The organism is Aeromicrobium sp., from assembly GCF_037719875.1.
GTDB lineage: Bacteria > Actinomycetota > Actinomycetes > Propionibacteriales > Nocardioidaceae > Aeromicrobium.
The window spans coordinates 1-17,695 of the sequence record NZ_JBBJMJ010000004.1 but is presented as its reverse complement, the minus strand read 5'-3'; the positions used below and the strand labels follow the sequence as shown (position 1 = coordinate 17,695).

Genomic DNA, 17,695 nt, shown 5'->3' with positions numbered 1-17,695 from the left:
AGCCTGCCTCGCGAGGAGCCGTGAGTCAGCGCCGACCGAAGATCAGGTGGAAGGGTCTGGCGGCCAGGGTCAGTAGCGGCTTGCGTCCGGCGAGGAAACCGATGGGACCGTCGGCAGCAAACGACCACCGACCCCTGGTGAGCCCCGTTCGCATGCGTCCGGAGACAGGGGAGACGAGAAGGGTGCCGGCGCGGTCCTGGGCCGTGCGGAACCCGATCGGCAGCGCGAATGGCAGCCGGCGCGTGCTTCGGACCGCGAGCGAGCCGATGTCCTGGGCGGCATAGGAGGAGTGCGCGGCGACATCGAACTCGGCAAGATCCTTGGGGATGGCCCAGAGCTCACGCCCGCCGTCACGTGACGCCGGGCTGTTGACCCAGATGTGGGTGATCGACACGCGAGGCCGCCACCCCTGGCGTACGAGAACGGTTGTCATGATCTCGTCGTACGTCAGTGGGCTGGGCTGCTCATAGACGAAGAAGGCCGCACAGACGACCGCCCGGCCGAAGATCGTGACGGTCCTGGTCGCGGGCGAGTGTGGCGCAGGGGTGTTGACGCGCGGCAGCAGCCACAGACCGACGTATGCATGCCCGTGCAGGTCCCAGGGCTCTTTCGGATAGGTCGTCATGCCCAGTGGAACGCGGCCGGCTCGAGGACCTTGGTGGCCTTGGCGAAAGGCAGCGTCGCGCCTGGCCAGTTGGAGGTGATGCGACCCGATCGGTGGCGATACCAGTTTTCGCAGTGCGCCCAAGCGGAGTGCTCGAGCTTCTCGGAGATCTCGAGGTCGTATGCCTCCTCGGCCTCCTGGGTCACCTCGATGGAGGAGTATCTGCCTGCCTCGAGGCGGTCGATCGCCTGTCGCATGTGCCGGGCCTGCGCCTCCAGCATGTAGATGATCGAACCGCCGCCGAGGTTGGTGTTGGGACCGTAGGTGACGAACAGGTTGGGGAAGTTGGGGACGTACATCCCAAGGTAGGCGTGCGCGCCGTCGGCCCACTGGGTTGCGAGCTTCTGGCCCCCGGTACCGGTGATGTCGATCGACTCGAGGAAGTCCTGCGTGTCGAAGCCGGTTGCGAACACGATGGCGTCGACCGCGTGCTCGACGCCGTCAGCGTCCACCACGCCGCCGGGAGTGACCCTGGTGACGGCGTGGGTGACGACCTCGACATGGTCCTGCGCGAGTGCGGGATAGAACTCGTTGGAGAACAGGATGCGCTTGCAGCCGATCGGATAGTCCGGCGTGAGCTTCGCCTGCAGAGCTGGATCGGCGACTTGCTGATCGAGGTGTCTCAGCGCGATCGCCCGGTTGATCCGACCGACCTTGGACTCGTCGTCGAGCCCGCGGGCGAACTGCTCCATGATCGTCCAGATGCCACCGCGCTCGATCCGCTGGGTGACCGGGGCAAACCGGAACAGCGCCTTGTGGATCGGCTTGTAAGGCTTGTCCGGCTTGGGCATCAAGAAGTTGGGGGAGCGCTGGAACACGAGGAGCTTGCCCGCGTCGCGGGCGAGATGCGGGATGAACTGCACTGCGCTCGCGCCGGCGCCGACGACCGCGACGGTCTTGCCCGTCGCGTCGAACGAGTGGTCCCACTCCGCGGAGTGGAACGACATGCCTGCAAATGTGTCGATGCCGTCGATGTGCGGGATGACCGGGCGGGACAGCTGCCCGACCGCACTGATCAAGATGTCAACCGTCTCGACGGACCCGTCTGCGAACGTGACAGTCCAGCTCGCAGAGTCCTCGTTCCACGTCGCCGCGACGGCCTCGGTGCCGAACCGCACGAGCGGGGTGATGCCGTGCTTGTCGGCCACGGAGCGGATGTAGGCGTGGATCTCCTCCTGCAGCGCGTAGCGGCGGCTCCAGCGGGGATTGGGCTCGTAGGAGAACGAGTAGAGCGGGGAGGGGACGTCGCACCCGGCCCCGGGGTAGGTGTTGTCACGCCACACCCCGCCGAGATCGCGCGACCGCTCCCAGAGCCGTAGATCCGTGTGGCCGGCGCGCTTGAGCTCGACCGCGACCGCGAGCGCGCCGAAGCCGGAGCCGATGATGCCGATGGATGTCATGGGCGGTCTTCCTTCACAGGTGAAAGGTCCTTCTGGACGAACAGCAGGATGGACGCGGTCAGCAGGTCGAGCGCCTCGACACGCGTGAACGTACCGCGCTGAAGCCACTCCCGACACACAGATTTGGTGAGCGCAGCGGTGGGGCGGAGCCGGGCGCGGAGCCTGGCGTCATCGGGCAACCCCAGCGCGTCGAGGACGAGCCGAGCGGCACGGTCGTCCGCCTCGTCGACGATCGCCTGGATGTCGGAGCTGCCGTGCAGGTTGGCCGCGCCGCTGGCTGCGACCCACGCCTGGCCGTATGTCGTCGCAGCATCGAGGATCCAGTCCATCGTGAGCCGGGCCCGCTCCTCGACCGACTTGCCGTCGAGGCCGGTGAGCGGGCGCTCAGGCATGAGCACGGACTCGCGCATGACCGCGAGGAAAAGCTCGCGCTTGTCGCCGAAGTAGTGGTTGATCAGCCCGCGCGCCACGCCGGCGGCGTCGGCCAGCTCGCTGGTGGAGACCGCGTCGTAGGGTCGGTCCGAATAGAGCTCGCGAGCCGCGTCGATGATCTGTTGGCGGCGCTCGGCCGGTGCCAGGCGTTGGCGGGTCGCGGTCATACCGACAGTTTTGCGGCCTATTGGCACACTGTCAACAAGCATCGTATGCTGCCGGGCATGAGCGGGAAACAGCGAGCGAATCACGAGTCCGGCATCGACCAGCACGACTACGACGTCGTCGTCGTGGGATCGGGCTTCGGAGGCAGCGTCGCCGCTCTCCGGCTGACCGAGAAGGGCTATCGCGTCGGGGTCATGGAGGCCGGCCGCCGGTTCAGCGACGACCAGCTGCCCAAGACATCCTGGCGGGCTCGCGGCTATCTCTGGGCGCCATGGGCGCGCTGCTTCGGCATCATGCGCATCACCCTGCTCCGCGATGTCCTGATCGCCAGTGGAACCGGGGTCGGCGGTGGATCCCTGGTGTATGCCAACACGCTCTACGAGCCGCTCGACGCGTTCTTCCGCGATCGCCAATGGGCCCACATCACGGACTGGAAGGATGAGCTCGCGCCGCACTATGCCCAGGCCAAGAAGATGCTCGGCGTCACGACCTATCCCGGTCACAGTCCTGCGGACGACCACCTCCGAGCGCTCGCCGCGGACTACGGCGTCGCCGACACGTTCCATCCGACGGACGTCGGGGTGTTGTTCGGCGCGGATCGGGGAGTGGGGCCGGGCGAGGCGATCGCGGACCCGTTCTTCGGCGGCGCGGGGCCCGATCGTCGCGCCTGCATCGACTGTGGAGCCTGCATGACGGGCTGCCGGCACAACGCCAAGAACACGCTGGTCAAGAACTACCTCCACCTTGCCGAGGGCGCCGGCGCTGTCGTGCAGCCCATGACGACGGTCGTTGACGTACGACCACTCTCCCGCGGTGGGTATGCCGTGGAGACCCGGCGCACCGGCAACCCGCTGCGCCGTCGGACGTTCACTGCCGAGCAGGTGGTGTTCGCCGGAAACGCGCTGAGCACACAGCGCCTGTTGCACAGACTCCGGGAGTCGTCGCTGCCCAGCCTGTCGGCGCGCATCGGCGAGCTGAGCCGCACCAACTCCGAGGCGGTCCTGGCGGCACGCTCGATGCGTAAGGATGCCGACTACACCCCCGGCATCGCGATCACCTCGTCGTTCCACCCTGACGACGACACGCATGTCGAGGTGTGCCGCTATGGCCGCGGGTCGAGCGCGCTCGGGCTGATCGGGGCCCCGCTCGTCGACGGTGGGCACGGTGGATCCCAGCTCAAGGCGGTCTGGCGGGCATATCGATCATTGGGACTGAGGCGTGCGATCGCGATCCACAATCCGCGGCGCTGGGCCGAGCAGTCGATCGTGGTGCTGGTGATGCAGACCCTCGACAACTCGATCACGACGTATCTCAAACGGGGCCTCTTCGGCCGGCGGATGACGAGCAAGCAGGGCGTCGGTGATCCCAACCCGAGCTGGATCCCCATTGCCAACCGGGTCGCGCGGGACCTGTCCATCGAGGTCGGCGGCAACGCAGGCAGCTCGGTGGCCGATCTGGCCGGCATCCCGATGACGGCGCACTTCATCGGGGGCTGCGTCATCGGCGAGACCACTGAAACAGGGGTGATCGACCCCTATCAACGGATGTTCGGCCATGCCGGCCTGCATGTGTCGGATGGATCGGCCATCACGGCCAACCTCGGCGTCAACCCGTCGCTGACGATCACCGCCCAGTCCGAACGAGCCATGGCTCTGTGGCCCAACAAGGGCGAGCCCGACCCGCGACCCACGTTGGGGGAGCCGTACGTGCGGGTGCCAGTTGTCGCTCCGCGCTCGCCGGCGGTCCCGGCGCACGCGCCCGCAGCCCTCGTCCTCCCCGTGCCCGAGGTGCCACCGCGCCGGCCGGCACCGCCCTCTAAGGTGAAGACAAGCAGCACGCGCCATCCGTAGGGCGCGTCATCACGAACAGAGGCTCCGCATGTCCGACATCCAGATCGCCCTGATCCACCCCTCGGGGGCAGAGGCCCGAGCCGTCGAAGAGGGCACCAAGGCGTGGCAGCTGTTTGCCGAGTCGCCGGATGTCATCGCGGCCCGAGTCGGGGGCGATCTCAAGGATCTCGCCCACGCGCTCGCCGAGGGTGACGAGGTCGAACCGGTCGCGATCGATTCGACCGATGGCCGCGACATCCTCCGGCACTCCGCCGCGCACGTCATGGCCCAAGCGGTGCAGGAGCTGTTCCCCGACGCCAAGCTCGGTATCGGCCCGCCGATCACGGACGGCTTCTACTACGACTTCGACGTCGCTGAGCCATTCGTCCCCGAAGACCTCGACAAGATCGAGTCACGGATGCGCAAGATCATCAAGGAGGGCCAGAAGTTCGACCGCCGCGAGATCTCCGACGACGATGCGCGCAGCGAGCTCGCCGGCGAGCCCTACAAGCTCGAGCTGATCGGCCTCAAGTCCAACGCCACCGACGCGGCCGAGGGTGCGAGCGTCGAGGTCGGCGACGGTGGCCTGACGATCTACGACAACCTCAAACGTGATGGCTCGGTGGTCTGGAGCGATCTGTGTCGCGGGCCGCACCTGCCCACGACCAAGCGGATCCCGGCGTTCAAGCTCATGCGAAGCGCCGCGGCATACTGGCGCGGCGACGAGAAGAACAAGCAGCTGCAGAGAATCTATGGCACGGCGTGGGAGACCAAGGAGGCGCTCGACGAGCACCTCCACCGGATCGAGGAGGCGCAGCGCCGGGATCACCGGCGGCTCGGGACCGAACTCGATCTCTACAGCTTTCCCGACGAGATCGGCTCGGGCCTGCCGGTCTTCCACCCCAAGGGGGGTGTCATCAAGCGCGAGATGGAGGACTACGTCCGCCGGCGCCACATCGAGGAGGGCTTCGACTACGTCGGGACTCCGCACATCGCCAAGGAGGGGCTGTTCCACACCTCGGGCCACCTGCCCTACTACGGGGATGGCATGTTCCCGGCGCTCGACGTGGATGGCAGCGACTATCGCCTCAAGGCCATGAACTGCCCCATGCACAACCTGATCTTCCGTTCACGTGGACGCTCCTATCGCGAGCTGCCTCTGCGGCTCTTCGAGTTCGGGCACGTCTACCGCCACGAGAAGTCCGGTGTCGTCCATGGCCTGACCCGGGTCCGGGGTTTCGCCCAGGACGACTCGCACTCCTACGTGACTCCTGAGCAGGCCCCCGATGAGATTCGGCACCTGCTCGACTTCGTGCTGAGCCTGCTCCGGGACTTCGGCCTCGACGACTTCTACCTGGAGCTCTCGACCCGCGATGCATCCAAGGACAAGTTCATCGGCTCGGACGAGGACTGGGCGATCGCGACCAAGGTCCTGGAGGACGTCTGCATCGAGAGTGGCCTCGAGCTCGTGCCCGATCCGGGCGGTGCCGCCTACTACGGCCCGAAGGTCTCGGTGCAGGCGCGTGACGCAATTGGTCGCACCTGGCAGATGTCGACGATCCAGTACGACTTCAACCAGCCCTCGACCGAGCGATTCAACCTCGAATATGTCGCCGCGGACGGGACTCGCCAGCAGCCGGTCATGATCCACTCGGCCAAGTTCGGCTCGATCGAGCGGTTCATGGGGGTGCTGGTCGAGCACTACGCGGGTGCGTTCCCCCCGTGGCTCGCGCCAGTCCAGGTCGTCGGCATCCCCGTCGCGGAGCGCCATGCCGAACATCTCTATGCGGTGGCGGCCAGGCTCAAGGCCCTGGGCATACGCGTCGAGGTCGATGACTCCGATGAGCGCATGCAGAAAAAGATTCGTAACGCGCAGACCCAGAAGGTGCCGTTCATGGTCATAGCCGGGGACAACGACATCGATGCCGGTGCGGTGTCGTTCCGCTATCGCAGCGGAGAGCAGGAAAATGGCATCGCGATCGACGATGCGATCGCGCGGATCGTCGAGGCGGTCGAGACCCGGGTCCAGGTATGACCGACTCACCCCATGTGACCGGGGGTCAAGGCGGGGTGGGGGAGCCGGATGCGTTCGAGCGTCTGTGGACCCCTCACCGCATCGGCTACATCAAGGGCGATGACAAGCCCACCTCATCGGCTGAGTCGGACTGCCCGTTCTGTCGCATCCCGCGGATGGGCGACGTGGAGGGACTCATCGTGCATCGAGGCGAGTCGGCATACGCCGTGCTCAACCTCTATCCCTACAACGCCGGGCACCTCATGGTGTGTCCCTATCGACATGTCGCGGACTACACCGAGCTGAGCACCGATGAGACGGTCGAGATCGCCGAGCTGACCAAGCGGGCCATGATCACGATGCGCGAGGTGTCCAGCCCGCAGGGCTTCAACCTCGGAATCAACCAGGGCAACGTCGCCGGGGCGGGCATCGCCGCACACCTGCACCAGCACATCGTGCCCCGCTGGAGTGGCGACTCCAACTTCCTGCCGGTGATCGGCCGGACCAAGACCATGCCTCAACTGCTGGGCGAGACCCGCGAGCTGCTCGCGGACGCCTGGCCCAAGGAGTAGACCGCCATGCTCGAACGTTTTCGCCAGTTCTGGACCAACGTGGTCGCGCCGCCCGCAGACCTGCTGCTGCGGCTCGGCGTCAAGCCGGACTGGGTGACCTGGGTCGGCACGATCGGAGTCACCGCCGGAGCGCTGATCTTCTTCCCGCGTGGTGAGTTCCTGATCGGCGTGCTGGTGGTCACGGCCTTCGTCTTCAGCGACCTCATGGACGGCTACATGGCCCGCAAGTCCGGCCAGTCGTCCAGGTGGGGAGCGTTCCTCGACTCGACGCTCGACCGCGTCGGTGATGCTGCGATCTTCGGTGGTCTGGTGCTCTACTACGCGACCGAGAACCCTGAGTCAGATCTCGGCGACCCCAGGCTCTACCTCTATCTGAGCCTGGCGTGCCTCGTGCTCGGTTCGTTGACGTCATATGCCCGTGCCCGCGCCGAGAGTCTCGGCATGACGGCCAAGGGCGGCATCGCGGAGCGATCCGACCGGCTGGTCGCGATCTTGGTGATGACGGGCTTTTCGGGCCTGCTCGACGCACCATTCCTGCGTGAGATCACGCTGTGGGCGCTCGCCGTGGCCAGCGCCATCACGGTCGCGCAGCGCATGTTGATCGTGCGCAGGCAGGCCGTGGCTGAACCCGGGCTCGGATCTTGACCGGCACAAACTTGTAAGATCTGAGCCCTCCCGCGACTCCCACCGGTGAGATGAACACCAGATGAGATGTATGTGACACGCCCTATGTGACATCATCGTTGACACATACCCTCGGTATGACGCATGCTGGCAGTACTACCATTCACGAGGAGCCCCGCTATGTCGCAGACGATCGATCACCCCGCTGTCGAGCTGCCCGAGATCCCGGTCGACGTGACCGCCGAGCAGTATGCCGACATCCTGGAGGGCTTGTCCCAGGCCTCGGTCGACCGGCACTTCGACGCCTTCATCGATGTCCCGTGGGACCATCCCGACTTCGAGGTGCTTCCCGACGATCCGCGCTGGGTCCTGCCGTCCGACGTCGATCCGCTCGGCGCGCACCCGTGGTACCAGTCCCAGTCTCTGGCTCGCCAGATCGAGATCGGCCAGTGGCGCCAGGCCAACATCCTCAAGGTCGGTCTGCAGTTCGAGAACATCTTGATCCGCGGCATCATGCAGTACGTCTTCACGCTCCCCAACGGCTCGCCTGAATATCGCTACCTGACGCACGAGGCCACCGAGGAATGCCACCACACCCAGATGTTCCAGGAGACGGTCAACCGCATCGGGGTCGATGTCGTCGGCATGCCCTGGCTGATGCGCAAGATCGCGGGCCTTCTGCCGTGGGCCGGCTCGGCCGTTCCGTTCGCATTCTTCATCGGGGTGCTCGCGGGTGAGGAGCCGATCGATCACACGCAGAAGGGCATCCTGCGCAGCGGCAAGGACCTGCCCCCTGTGCTGTCGCGGATCATGGAGATCCATGTGGCCGAGGAGGCCAGGCACATCTCGTTCGCCCACCACTACATCCGCCGCAACGCCCCGCGCCTCGGCCGTGTCGAGAAGTTCGTCGTCGCCTTGCTGTTCCCGGTCATCATGCGAGTCCTGTGCGACGTCATCATGGTGCCGTCCAAGGCGTTCCGCCAAGAGTTCGGCATCCCGCGCAAGGTCATGAAGGATCTCTACTGGAAGGCTCCCGAGTCGCGCGAGCGCCTGCAGGAGCTCTTCGCTGACGTCCGGATGCTGGCCGAGCAGTCCGGGCTGCGCCGGAACCGCATCGCCCGGTGGATGTGGAAGCTGTGCCGGATCGACGGTCGCCCGTCGCGCTACCGCAGCGAGCCGCCGGTCGCGTTCTCGCAGGGCTGACGTCGTGACTGAGCGCCAGCGAAGGAACAGTAGGGCGTTCACGACGCCGCCTCCGTACCGTGCCTCTTTGACGGAGGTGGCGTTGTGACTGAGCGCCAGCGAAGGAACAGTGGGGCGTTCACGACGCCGCCTCCGTACCGTGCCTCTTTGACGGAGGTGGCGTCATGACCCATGTCGTCACCCAGGCCTGCTGCGGCGACGCCTCGTGCGTCTTCGCCTGCCCCGTCAACGCGATCCACCCCACCCCTGACGAGGCAGACTTCGGTCTGGCCGAGATGCTCTACATCGATCCAGTCTCATGCGTCGATTGCGGCGCGTGCGTCGGGGCATGTCCGGTCGGTGCGATCGTGCCGGACAAGAAGCTGCAGGAGTCCCAGCTCCCTTTCGTCGACATCAACGCCCTGTTCCACGTCGGCGAACGGACCTATCCGATCCAGGCGCCGGTATCGCCGGTGCTGGCCAAGGACCCGGCCAGGGGCATCCTGCGAGTGGCGATTGTCGGATCCGGACCGGCTGCGCTCTACGCGGCCGATGAGCTGCTCAAGCGTCCGGGCGTCGAGGTCAATGTGTTCGACCGGCTCCCGACGCCTCATGGCCTGGTACGAGCCGGGGTCGCGCCAGATCACGCGAGCACCAAGACCATCGAAAAGCTCTTCGGACAGATCGAGGACCAGAAGGGCTTCGGCTACTTCCTCAACGTCGAGATCGGCTCGGACCTCTCCCACCGGGACCTGGACGAGCACCACCACGCCGTCGTCTACGCGACGGGCGCCTCACATGAGCGATCGCTGGGCATACCAGGGGAGGAGCTGCCCGGCAGCGGGACCGCCACAGCCTTCGTCGCCTGGTACAACGGGCGCCCCGATCACGCGGATCGGGTCTTCGACCTGAGCGGCGAGCGCGTCGTGATTGTCGGCAACGGCAACGTCGCCCTCGATGTCGCCCGAATACTGGCGACCGATCCCAACCGCCTGGCTTCCACCGACATCGCCGACCATGCACTCGAGGCACTCCGGGAGAGCTCGGTCAGGGAGATCGTGCTGCTCGGACGGCGCGGTGCAGCGCAGGCCGCCTTCACTCTTCCCGAGCTGATCGGTCTGCTCAGCCGTGACGACATCGACATCGTCGTCGAGGGTGCTGACCCGACCGACGAGCCGGTCGATGATGCGACCGTCGCGCAGAAGCTCGCCGCTCTGCACGTCGCTGCGGCGCGGCCGGCCCGTCAAGGGAACCGCCGGATCGTGTTCCGGTTCACGACCTCTCCGACCGAGCTGCTCGGCGCCGACCGCGTCACCGGGCTGCAGGTGCGACGCAACGAGCTCGTGATCGACGACGGGGTCGTGCGGCCGGTCCCGACCGACGAGGTCGAGACCATCACGACGGGCCTCGTCCTCCGATCGATCGGCTATCGCGGCGCTCCTGTCCCGGACCTGCCGTTCGATGCGCTGGCCGGCGTCATCCCCAACGCCGGGGGGCGAGTCGAGGGCACCCCGGGCACATACGCGGTGGGATGGATCAAGCGCGGCCCCACCGGATTCATCGGCACCAACAAGTCATGCTCCCAGGAGACCGTGGAGCACCTCATCGCGGACTTCAATGCCGGGCTGCTGACCGATCCGGTCGGATCGCAGCGCGCGCTCGGCGAGCTGGTCGCCTCCCGCACCCCGGCCGCGATCGACGTCCATGGCTGGCGTGCGATCGATCGGGTCGAACGGCGGGACGGAGCGCGCCAAGGTCGCGTGCGCCGCAAGCTCACCCGGCTCGATGACATGCTCGTCGCGGCCGACACCGCGCCCCTTCCGCGGCGCAGGCTGCGCAATGTGACCCGGCGCTGACTCCCGCAGTCCGTGGTGCGTCCGGCCGTCTCTGAGAAACTCCGCGCGGAGTAGACTCGAGTTGATCATTTGGGCCACCTACGAAGGACACAGCAGTGAGCAACGAAGCAACCACGGTCGGTACGTCGCGGGTCAAGCGCGGCATGGCAGAGATGCTCAAGGGCGGCGTCATCATGGATGTCGTCAATGCTGAGCAGGCCAAGATCGCCGAGGACGCGGGAGCCGTCGCGGTGATGGCGCTGGAGCGAGTGCCGGCCGACATCCGTTCGCAGGGTGGTGTGGCCCGGATGTCCGATCCCGACCTGATCGACGGCATCATCGAGGCAGTCAGCATCCCGGTGATGGCCAAGGCCCGCATCGGCCACTTCGTCGAGGCTCAGGTGCTGCAGTCGCTGGGTGTGGACTACATCGATGAGTCCGAGGTCCTGACTCCGGCTGACTACGCCAACCACATCGACAAGTGGAACTACACCGTGCCGTTCGTGTGTGGTGCGACCAATCTGGGTGAGGCGTTGCGCCGGCTGACTGAGGGTGCGGCGATGATCCGGTCCAAGGGTGAGGCCGGCACGGGCGATGTCTCCAACGCGACGACGCACATGCGGCAGATCCGTGCACAGATCCGCCGCCTGGGCACCTTGGCCGAGGACGAGTTGTTCGTCGCGGCCAAGGAGCTGCAGGCTCCCTTTGAGCTGGTCAAGGAAGTTGCCGAGAACGGCAAGCTGCCTGTCGTGCTGTTCACCGCTGGTGGCATCGCGACTCCGGCCGATGCGGCGATGATGATGCAGCTCGGCGCCGAGGGCGTGTTCGTGGGTTCGGGCATCTTCAAGTCCGGCAACCCGGCCGAGCGGGCCGAGGCGATCGTCAAGGCCACGACGTTCTTCGACGATCCTGACGGCATCGCCAAGGTCTCCCGCGGCCTCGGTGAGGCCATGGTCGGCATCAACGTCGATGACATCCCCGAGCCCCACCGCCTCGCTGAACGCGGCTGGTGAGATCGGCGGCCTCGCCGCCCTGCGACTTACAAGAGCCCCGGGCTTCGCCCGGGGCTCTTGTCTCGCTTCGCTCTGTGGTCGGGACCTAGGTCCCGACCACATGGTTCGTTATGACCATCTTCGGGCGAAAATTATGTTGCTCGGATCTTTGTGCGTCAGGATGTCTGCGGGAGCACACATCAGTAGCACAGCTGACCCAGGTCGCTGTGCCCATTTGCACGGGGAGAAAAACAAATGAAGAAGTCAACCAAGGGTGCTGCCGCGGCAGCCATTGCTGGAATTCTGCTGCTCGGGGGCGCCGGCACACTCGCATACTGGACGGCGGACACCGATGTCGATGGCGGCGACATCGCCAGCGGCAAGATCAGCCTCAGCACTCCGGACTGCGGTGATGGGTGGACGTTCGACGCGCTCGAGGACGAGGCTGGTGAGGCTTACGGAGCCGGCGACTCCCTCGTTCCCGGCGATGTCATCAGCAAGGTGTGCACGTTTGACATCACTGCCGTCGGAAATCACCTGCGCGCCTCGCTGGAGGTGACCGACGCCAGCTTCACGCCGGCCAACGATCTGTCCGCTGACATCACCGCAGACGCCACCTACACGATCGGGGGCACGGCCATCCCGAGTGAGATCACCGAGACGAGCAACGGAAGCACCGTCACGGCCACGATCTCCGTGACGTTCGACCCGACATCGGGCGATGAGTCCCAGGATCTGACGACGGTGCTGGACGACATCACTGTCTCCGCCGAGCAGGTTCACAACTGATCTGATCTGTTCGGCGCTGGTCGCCGGGCGTCGGTGGGTCCCAGGGGACGCATTCGCCGCCCGGCGCATTCGCCACCAGGTCAGGGAGCACATGTCCAAGCGCCGCGCCGAACATCTCAGCATCACCGGGTGGCTGAGCCAGGTATTCGCCTGGTTCGTCCTGTCTGCCTTGCTCCTCGTGCTGGCGGTCTCGGTGCTTGTCCCACGGCTTGCCGGAGCCACGCCCTACACCGTCCTGACCGGTTCGATGGAGCCCGGCATGTCCGCTGGAACTCTGGTCGTGGTCAGACCGGTCGACGCCAAAGAGATAGGCGTGGGCACCGTGATCACCTTTCAGCTCGAATCCGGAGAACCGACGGTCGTCACCCACCGAGTGGTGGGCCAAGGCGCGGACCGTGAGGGACGCCCGGTGTTCCGGACGCAGGGCGACGCCAACAGCGCGCCCGACGCCATGCCGGTGCGAGTCGAACAGATCAAGGGGGAGCGGTGGTACTCAGTGCCGTACCTGGGCCGGGTCACGAACGTCGTCACGAGCACTCAACGTCAGCTCGCACTGACGGTCGTGGTGATCGGACTGCTCACCTGTGCCGCCACCATGTTCCTGGGTGCGATCCGCGGACGTCAGAAGAAAACAATTGAGGAAGAAATCGATGTCACTTCATAGGAACACCAGACGTCTCGCCAGCGGTGTGACGTCAGTCCGGGTCCGCGCTCTGCTGAGCCTCGGCGTCGCTCTCGGCATCGGCTCGATCGGGACGTTTGCGTTCTGGACCGATGACTCGATCATCAGTGGCACGTCGTTCACCTCGGGCACGCTTGACCTGAAGGTCAACAACGTCGACGACGTCGCGACCACGACATTGAGCATGTCCAACATGACGCCGGGCAGCAGCTCGGCGGAGTTGCTCACGATCAAGAACAACGGTTCGACCACCTTCAAGTACTCGGTCGCGGGTGGGCTCGCCGGAACGGATGCGTCCACCTTTGCCACCGCCGCCGCACTCAAGCTCGCTGTCGTGGCCGGTGGCACCAGGAGCGGCACTGGAAACACCAGCACGTGCACGGGCGGCACCGTCATCGTGAGTGCGGCGGTGCTCACGAACACAACGACAACGGTGATTGTCCCCAAGCGCGGACCGCTTGCCGCCGCCGGCACCGAGGCCTTGTGCTTCCAGGTCACGTTCGACGCAGCAGCGTCGAATGCCTTGCAGGGCAAGACGGCCACGGTGACCTTCACAGCTACAGGGACTTCAGACCTGTCATGACACGACACGCCATCGCGCACGGCGCCCGGGAGGTCTTCTTGACCGTCGGGGCGCTGCTCGGTGTGCTCTGCATCATCGCCACGGTCGCTTCGTTCGCCTTCGGGTTCAAACCGCTGGTCTTCAGATCCGGGTCGATGTCTCCGGCCATCCATACCGGCGATCTCGCGGTTGCGCGTACGGTCGACGTCGGCTCGCTGGAACGCGGAGACGTCGTGTCCGTGGTCGATGCGAATGGCAATCGCGTGACGCACCGGCTGGTGAGCATGACTGACCGGGGGGCGGCCGGGCAGCTGACGTTGAAGGGTGACGCCAACACGGCAGCGGACACAGAGACCTACTCCGTGCAGCGCGCAGAGCGGGTGCTGTTCCACGTGCCCAAGGCCGGACACGTGGTCAGCGCGGCGGCGAGCCCGGCCGGCCTGTTCGTGCTCGGTCTGTATGTCGCCGGGATGCTCGGCCTGGTCTTCCGGAGGTCTTCGACCGGTCCGGGCGATCCGGGTGGTGGCCGGTCCGGGCCGGGTGAACGGCGCAGGGGCGCACGTCGTGCCGAGAAGTCGAGGACGTCGCGGTCAGTCGTACGCGCCGCGGTTGTCATGGCGGCAGGTGCCTCCCTCGTCGTGGCGTCGCCCGCGACAGCCGCCTGGCTCAATCCGGCCACTGTCAGCGGCACCACGTTCACAGCTCGGAAGGTGCCTGCGCCGGTAGTGACCTGTGGAACCGTTGCCCGTGGATCGGTTCGACTCAACTGGACCGCGGTGTCGGGCGCCACCAGCTACGTCATCCACTACGGGACCGGCGGCTCGCTCACCGAGACCGTGAGCGCGACCACGCTGTCCAAGGCCTACACAACGGCTGGCACCTCGGGTCGCTTCACCGTCGAGGCGCGCATCGCCTACGGCTCGGCCACCTGGGCATCGGTCCAGTCGAACGCCAAGAACTATGCGGTCTTCCTGTCTGTCGTGAGCACCTGCTCCTGACGATACGATCATCGCCGACACGGAGACCCGGGGGAACAGCGATGGCCGAGGCTGGACGGCGCAGGGCCAGGAGCAGCGCACGCACCGCGTGGTTCTGGCGCTCAGCCCTGCTCGTCGTCGCGGCCCTTCTGGGCCTGCTCTTCATCAGCTCGACGATCGTCGTGCTCGCCGCCGGACTGACGCCGATCGCCTTCGACTCCGGCTCGATGGAGCCGGCGATCTCATCGGGCGATCTCGTGCTGGCGAGAAAGGTGTCGGCAGGGGACGTCGGCGTGGGGGACATCGTCAGCGTGGATGACAGGCGGGGCACGCGGGTGACGCATCGAGTCACGACCGTCGAGCCCTACGGCGCCAGCATCCGCCTGACGTTGAAGGCCGACGCCTCGGGGGTTCCGGATGTCGAGTCCTATGAGGTGACGTCCGTCGACAAGGTCGTCGCGGTGATCCCATGGGTCGGCTTCCTGGTCGGGTCGCCGATCGGCGCGGTCGCCGGCGCGGTCTTCATCGCATGTCTGGCAGCCAAGCTCCCGCGGCGACACATGGGCGGGACGCGTCGGACGGGGTGAAATCTGCTCTGCGTAGTGAATTCGGGGCCCGAAGCGTATGATTTACCTGTCGTCGCGTCGAGGTATGGGAGTGCCTCACACAACGAGGCGGTGACAGAGGGAGCACGACCTGCACGACGTTCGTCGTCTGCGGACTGCTCGCCTCCGTCGAACCCAATCGGGAGGGATGTCCGAGAGGGAGCGGCGGCGGCGGCGTATCCCCTGGAGATTCGTCTCTCACGCCGCCGCCGCCGGCACGACGGCTCACACCAGTAGACTTTCGCGGTGTCTTCCCCGTCGATCGGCGTCTTCGCCCTGCAGGGTGACGTCCGCGAGCACCTGCGGGCCCTCGGCGACCTCGGCGTCGCGGCCTTCACGGTCCGGCGCCCCGAGGAGCTGGCCCGCTGTGACGCACTCGTCCTGCCTGGCGGCGAGTCGACCACGATGTACAAGCTGGCCCGGTCGTTCGAGCTGTTCGACCCACTGGCCGAGCGCATCCGCGGCGGCATGCCAACCTTCGGGACGTGCGCAGGCATGATCATGCTGGCCGATCGGATCGAGGATGGCATCGTGGGGCAGGAGACGCTCGGCGGCCTCGACATCACGGTCAGGCGCAACGCCTTCGGACGTCAGGTCGACTCCTTCGAAGGGGACATCGAGTTCGATGGATTCACCGATCCCGTCCACGCCGTCTTCATCCGCGCCCCATGGGTCGAGTCGCTCGGATCCGGGGTGGATGGCCTCGCGACGATCCCAACCGGCCAGGCCGCCGGTAGAATCGTCGCCGTTCGGCAAGGCAACCTGATGGCGACCTCGTTCCATCCCGAAGTCGGGAGCGACGATCGCATTCACCGTTACTTCGTCGACCTCGTCAAGCAGGCGTAGGAACGTTCAACGTAGAAGAGGGGACCGCCGATGTCAGGCCACTCCAAGTGGGCGACGACCAAGCACAAGAAGGCCATCGTCGACGCCAGACGCGGCAAGATGTTTGCCAAGCTCGTCAAGAACATCGAGGTCGCCGCACGCGCCGGCGGCCCGGACCTCGACGGCAACCCGACGCTGTATGACGCAGTCCAGAAGGCCAAGAAGTCCTCGGTCCCGCTCGACAACATCAACCGCGCGGTCAAGCGCGGCGGAGGCCTGGGCGATGACGCGGTCGACTACATCACGATCATGTACGAGGGATATGCCCCCGGTGGTGTCGCACTGCTCGTGGAGTGCCTGAGCGACAACCGCAACCGCGCCGCGATGGAGGTGCGCACGGCGATGACGCGCAATGGCGGCACGATGGCCGACCCCGGCTCGGTGTCCTACATGTTCCACCGCAAGGGCGTCATCATCGTCCCGGCCGAGCAGGAGGGCGGTCAGACCAACGAGGACGACGTCCTGCTCGCCGTCCTCGACGCGGGAGCCGAGGACGTCAACGACCTCGACGGGTCGTTCGAGGTCATCTGCGAGCCGACTGACCTGGTGGCGGTCCGCACGGCCCTGCAGGACGCCGGACTCGACTACGACTCGGCGGATGCATCGTTCGTGCCGACCGTGACGGTCGAGGTAGACGTCGACGCAGCGACCAAGATCATGAGGCTCATCGACGCGCTCGAGGACAGCGACGACGTGCAGAACGTGTTCGCCAACTTCGACGCCTCCGACGAGGTCATGGCCCAGGTGCAGTAGTCCGACGGGTGACCCTGATCGCTCGGCGCGTCGTCGGCTTCTTGACTCGGGCGCCATCTAGGCTGTCGAACATGCGTTCGGTATGCACGGCGGTCCCGGCATGAGGGTCCTCGGGATCGACCCCGGCCTGACCAGGTGCGGGGTTGGCGTCGTGGATGGCAGCGTCGGCCGTCCCCTCACGATGGTGCACGTCGGTGTGCTCCGAACGCCTCCGGACCTGCATGTGTCGCGGCGCCTCCACCAGCTCGAGCAGGCCATCGAGGCGAGCGTCCTCGAGCACCGCCCCGATGTCGTCGCAGTCGAGCGAGTCTTCAGCCAGCACAACGTCCGCACCGTGATGGGCACCGCGCAGGCCAGCGGCATCGCCATGGTCGTCGCGGCCCGGCACGGCATACCCGTCCAGCTCCACACGCCCAGCGAGGTCAAGGCGGCGGTGACCGGCAGCGGCCGTGCCGACAAGGCCCAGGTCACCCAGATGGTCACTCGGCTGCTGCGGCTCAGCGAGGCGCCTCGTCCGGCCGATGCGGCCGACGCGCTCGCGTTGGCGATCTGCCACATCTGGCGCGGGGGAGCACAGACCCGCCTCCAGGACGCGATCGACGCTCAGCTTTCGCGCGCCTCGGGCACGGGGGCCGCTCGATGATCGCTCACGTCCGCGGCCCCGTGGCTGCCGTCACCCTGACATCGGCTGTCATCGACGTCGGAGGAGTGGGCATGCAGGTCATGTGCACGC

The 17,695-nt window shown here is 66.4% G+C and carries 18 protein-coding genes; 15 read left to right on the top strand and 3 right to left on the bottom strand.

What is annotated here, in order from left to right:
• Positions 1-25: 25 nt before the first annotated feature.
• Genes WKF39_RS05765 through WKF39_RS05755 form a run of 3 tightly spaced genes read right to left on the bottom strand, consistent with a single transcriptional unit; the run spans position 26 to position 2,663 of the window.
• Entirely contained in the window at positions 26-625 is a 600-nt protein-coding gene (locus WKF39_RS05765; protein ID WP_340386284.1) for an acetoacetate decarboxylase family protein, read from the bottom strand.
• The gene (locus WKF39_RS05760) at positions 622-2,064 is read right to left on the bottom strand and encodes an NAD(P)/FAD-dependent oxidoreductase (RefSeq protein ID WP_340386283.1); all 1,443 of its coding nucleotides are present in this window, start codon (positions 2,062-2,064) and stop codon (positions 622-624) included. Before WKF39_RS05760 ends, WKF39_RS05765 begins: the two co-directional genes overlap by 4 nt.
• The gene (locus WKF39_RS05755) at positions 2,061-2,663 is read right to left on the bottom strand and encodes a helix-turn-helix domain-containing protein (protein WP_340386282.1); all 603 of its coding nucleotides are present in this window, start codon (positions 2,661-2,663) and stop codon (positions 2,061-2,063) included. The genes WKF39_RS05760 and WKF39_RS05755 overlap by 4 nt, the downstream gene beginning before the upstream one ends.
• A 57-nt stretch (positions 2,664-2,720) precedes the next feature.
• Here WKF39_RS05755 and WKF39_RS05750 point away from each other — a divergent pair, with 57 nt between their 5' ends.
• From WKF39_RS05750 to ruvC, 15 genes are all read left to right on the top strand, one after another.
• On the top strand, positions 2,721-4,511 hold the full coding sequence (locus WKF39_RS05750; protein WP_340386281.1) for a GMC family oxidoreductase: 1,791 nt from the start codon (positions 2,721-2,723) through the stop codon (positions 4,509-4,511).
• A gap of 28 nt (positions 4,512-4,539) precedes the next feature.
• Positions 4,540-6,525: a threonine--tRNA ligase gene (thrS, locus tag WKF39_RS05745; protein WP_340386280.1), complete on the top strand. Its 1,986-nt coding sequence runs from the start codon at positions 4,540-4,542 to the stop codon at positions 6,523-6,525.
• A complete protein-coding gene (locus WKF39_RS05740; protein ID WP_340386279.1) occupies positions 6,522-7,076 on the top strand; it encodes an HIT domain-containing protein in 555 nt (184 codons plus the stop codon). The genes thrS and WKF39_RS05740 overlap by 4 nt, the downstream gene beginning before the upstream one ends.
• A gap of 6 nt (positions 7,077-7,082) precedes the next feature.
• Positions 7,083-7,721 carry a CDP-alcohol phosphatidyltransferase family protein gene (locus tag WKF39_RS05735; RefSeq protein ID WP_340386278.1) on the top strand — a complete coding sequence of 213 codons (639 nt, stop codon included), beginning with the start codon at positions 7,083-7,085 and terminating at the stop codon, positions 7,719-7,721.
• A 159-nt stretch (positions 7,722-7,880) separates the two neighbouring features.
• Positions 7,881-8,903: a diiron oxygenase gene (locus WKF39_RS05730; protein WP_340386277.1), complete on the top strand. Its 1,023-nt coding sequence runs from the start codon at positions 7,881-7,883 to the stop codon at positions 8,901-8,903.
• 164 nt (positions 8,904-9,067) lie between these two features.
• Positions 9,068-10,738: an FAD-dependent oxidoreductase gene (locus WKF39_RS05725; protein ID WP_340386276.1), complete on the top strand. Its 1,671-nt coding sequence runs from the start codon at positions 9,068-9,070 to the stop codon at positions 10,736-10,738.
• A gap of 95 nt (positions 10,739-10,833) precedes the next feature.
• Positions 10,834-11,730 carry a pyridoxal 5'-phosphate synthase lyase subunit PdxS gene (pdxS, locus tag WKF39_RS05720; protein ID WP_340386275.1) on the top strand — a complete coding sequence of 299 codons (897 nt, stop codon included), beginning with the start codon at positions 10,834-10,836 and terminating at the stop codon, positions 11,728-11,730.
• Positions 11,731-11,964: 234 nt separating this feature from the next.
• Positions 11,965-12,498 carry an alternate-type signal peptide domain-containing protein gene (locus WKF39_RS05715; RefSeq protein ID WP_340386274.1) on the top strand — a complete coding sequence of 178 codons (534 nt, stop codon included), beginning with the start codon at positions 11,965-11,967 and terminating at the stop codon, positions 12,496-12,498.
• 91 nt (positions 12,499-12,589) lie between these two features.
• Complete coding sequence (locus tag WKF39_RS05710) at positions 12,590-13,162, top strand: signal peptidase I (RefSeq protein ID WP_340386273.1); 573 nt, start codon at positions 12,590-12,592, stop codon at positions 13,160-13,162.
• Complete coding sequence (locus WKF39_RS05705) at positions 13,149-13,763, top strand: TasA family protein (RefSeq protein WP_340386272.1); 615 nt, start codon at positions 13,149-13,151, stop codon at positions 13,761-13,763. Before WKF39_RS05710 ends, WKF39_RS05705 begins: the two co-directional genes overlap by 14 nt.
• Positions 13,760-14,740, top strand: a complete 981-nt coding sequence (locus WKF39_RS05700; protein ID WP_340386271.1) for a signal peptidase I — start codon at positions 13,760-13,762, stop codon at positions 14,738-14,740. The genes WKF39_RS05705 and WKF39_RS05700 overlap by 4 nt, the downstream gene beginning before the upstream one ends.
• Positions 14,741-14,781: 41 nt before the next feature.
• On the top strand, positions 14,782-15,306 hold the full coding sequence (locus tag WKF39_RS05695; RefSeq protein WP_340386270.1) for a signal peptidase I: 525 nt from the start codon (positions 14,782-14,784) through the stop codon (positions 15,304-15,306).
• A gap of 264 nt (positions 15,307-15,570) precedes the next feature.
• On the top strand, positions 15,571-16,170 hold the full coding sequence (pdxT, locus tag WKF39_RS05690; protein WP_340386269.1) for a pyridoxal 5'-phosphate synthase glutaminase subunit PdxT: 600 nt from the start codon (positions 15,571-15,573) through the stop codon (positions 16,168-16,170).
• A gap of 30 nt (positions 16,171-16,200) precedes the next feature.
• The gene (locus WKF39_RS05685; protein WP_340386268.1) at positions 16,201-16,962 is read left to right on the top strand and encodes a YebC/PmpR family DNA-binding transcriptional regulator; all 762 of its coding nucleotides are present in this window, start codon (positions 16,201-16,203) and stop codon (positions 16,960-16,962) included.
• Between the two features lie 100 nt (positions 16,963-17,062).
• Positions 17,063-17,605, top strand: coding sequence for a crossover junction endodeoxyribonuclease RuvC (gene ruvC / locus WKF39_RS05680; RefSeq protein WP_340386267.1), 543 nt, complete (start codon positions 17,063-17,065; stop codon positions 17,603-17,605).
• Positions 17,606-17,695: the final 90 nt, after the last annotated feature.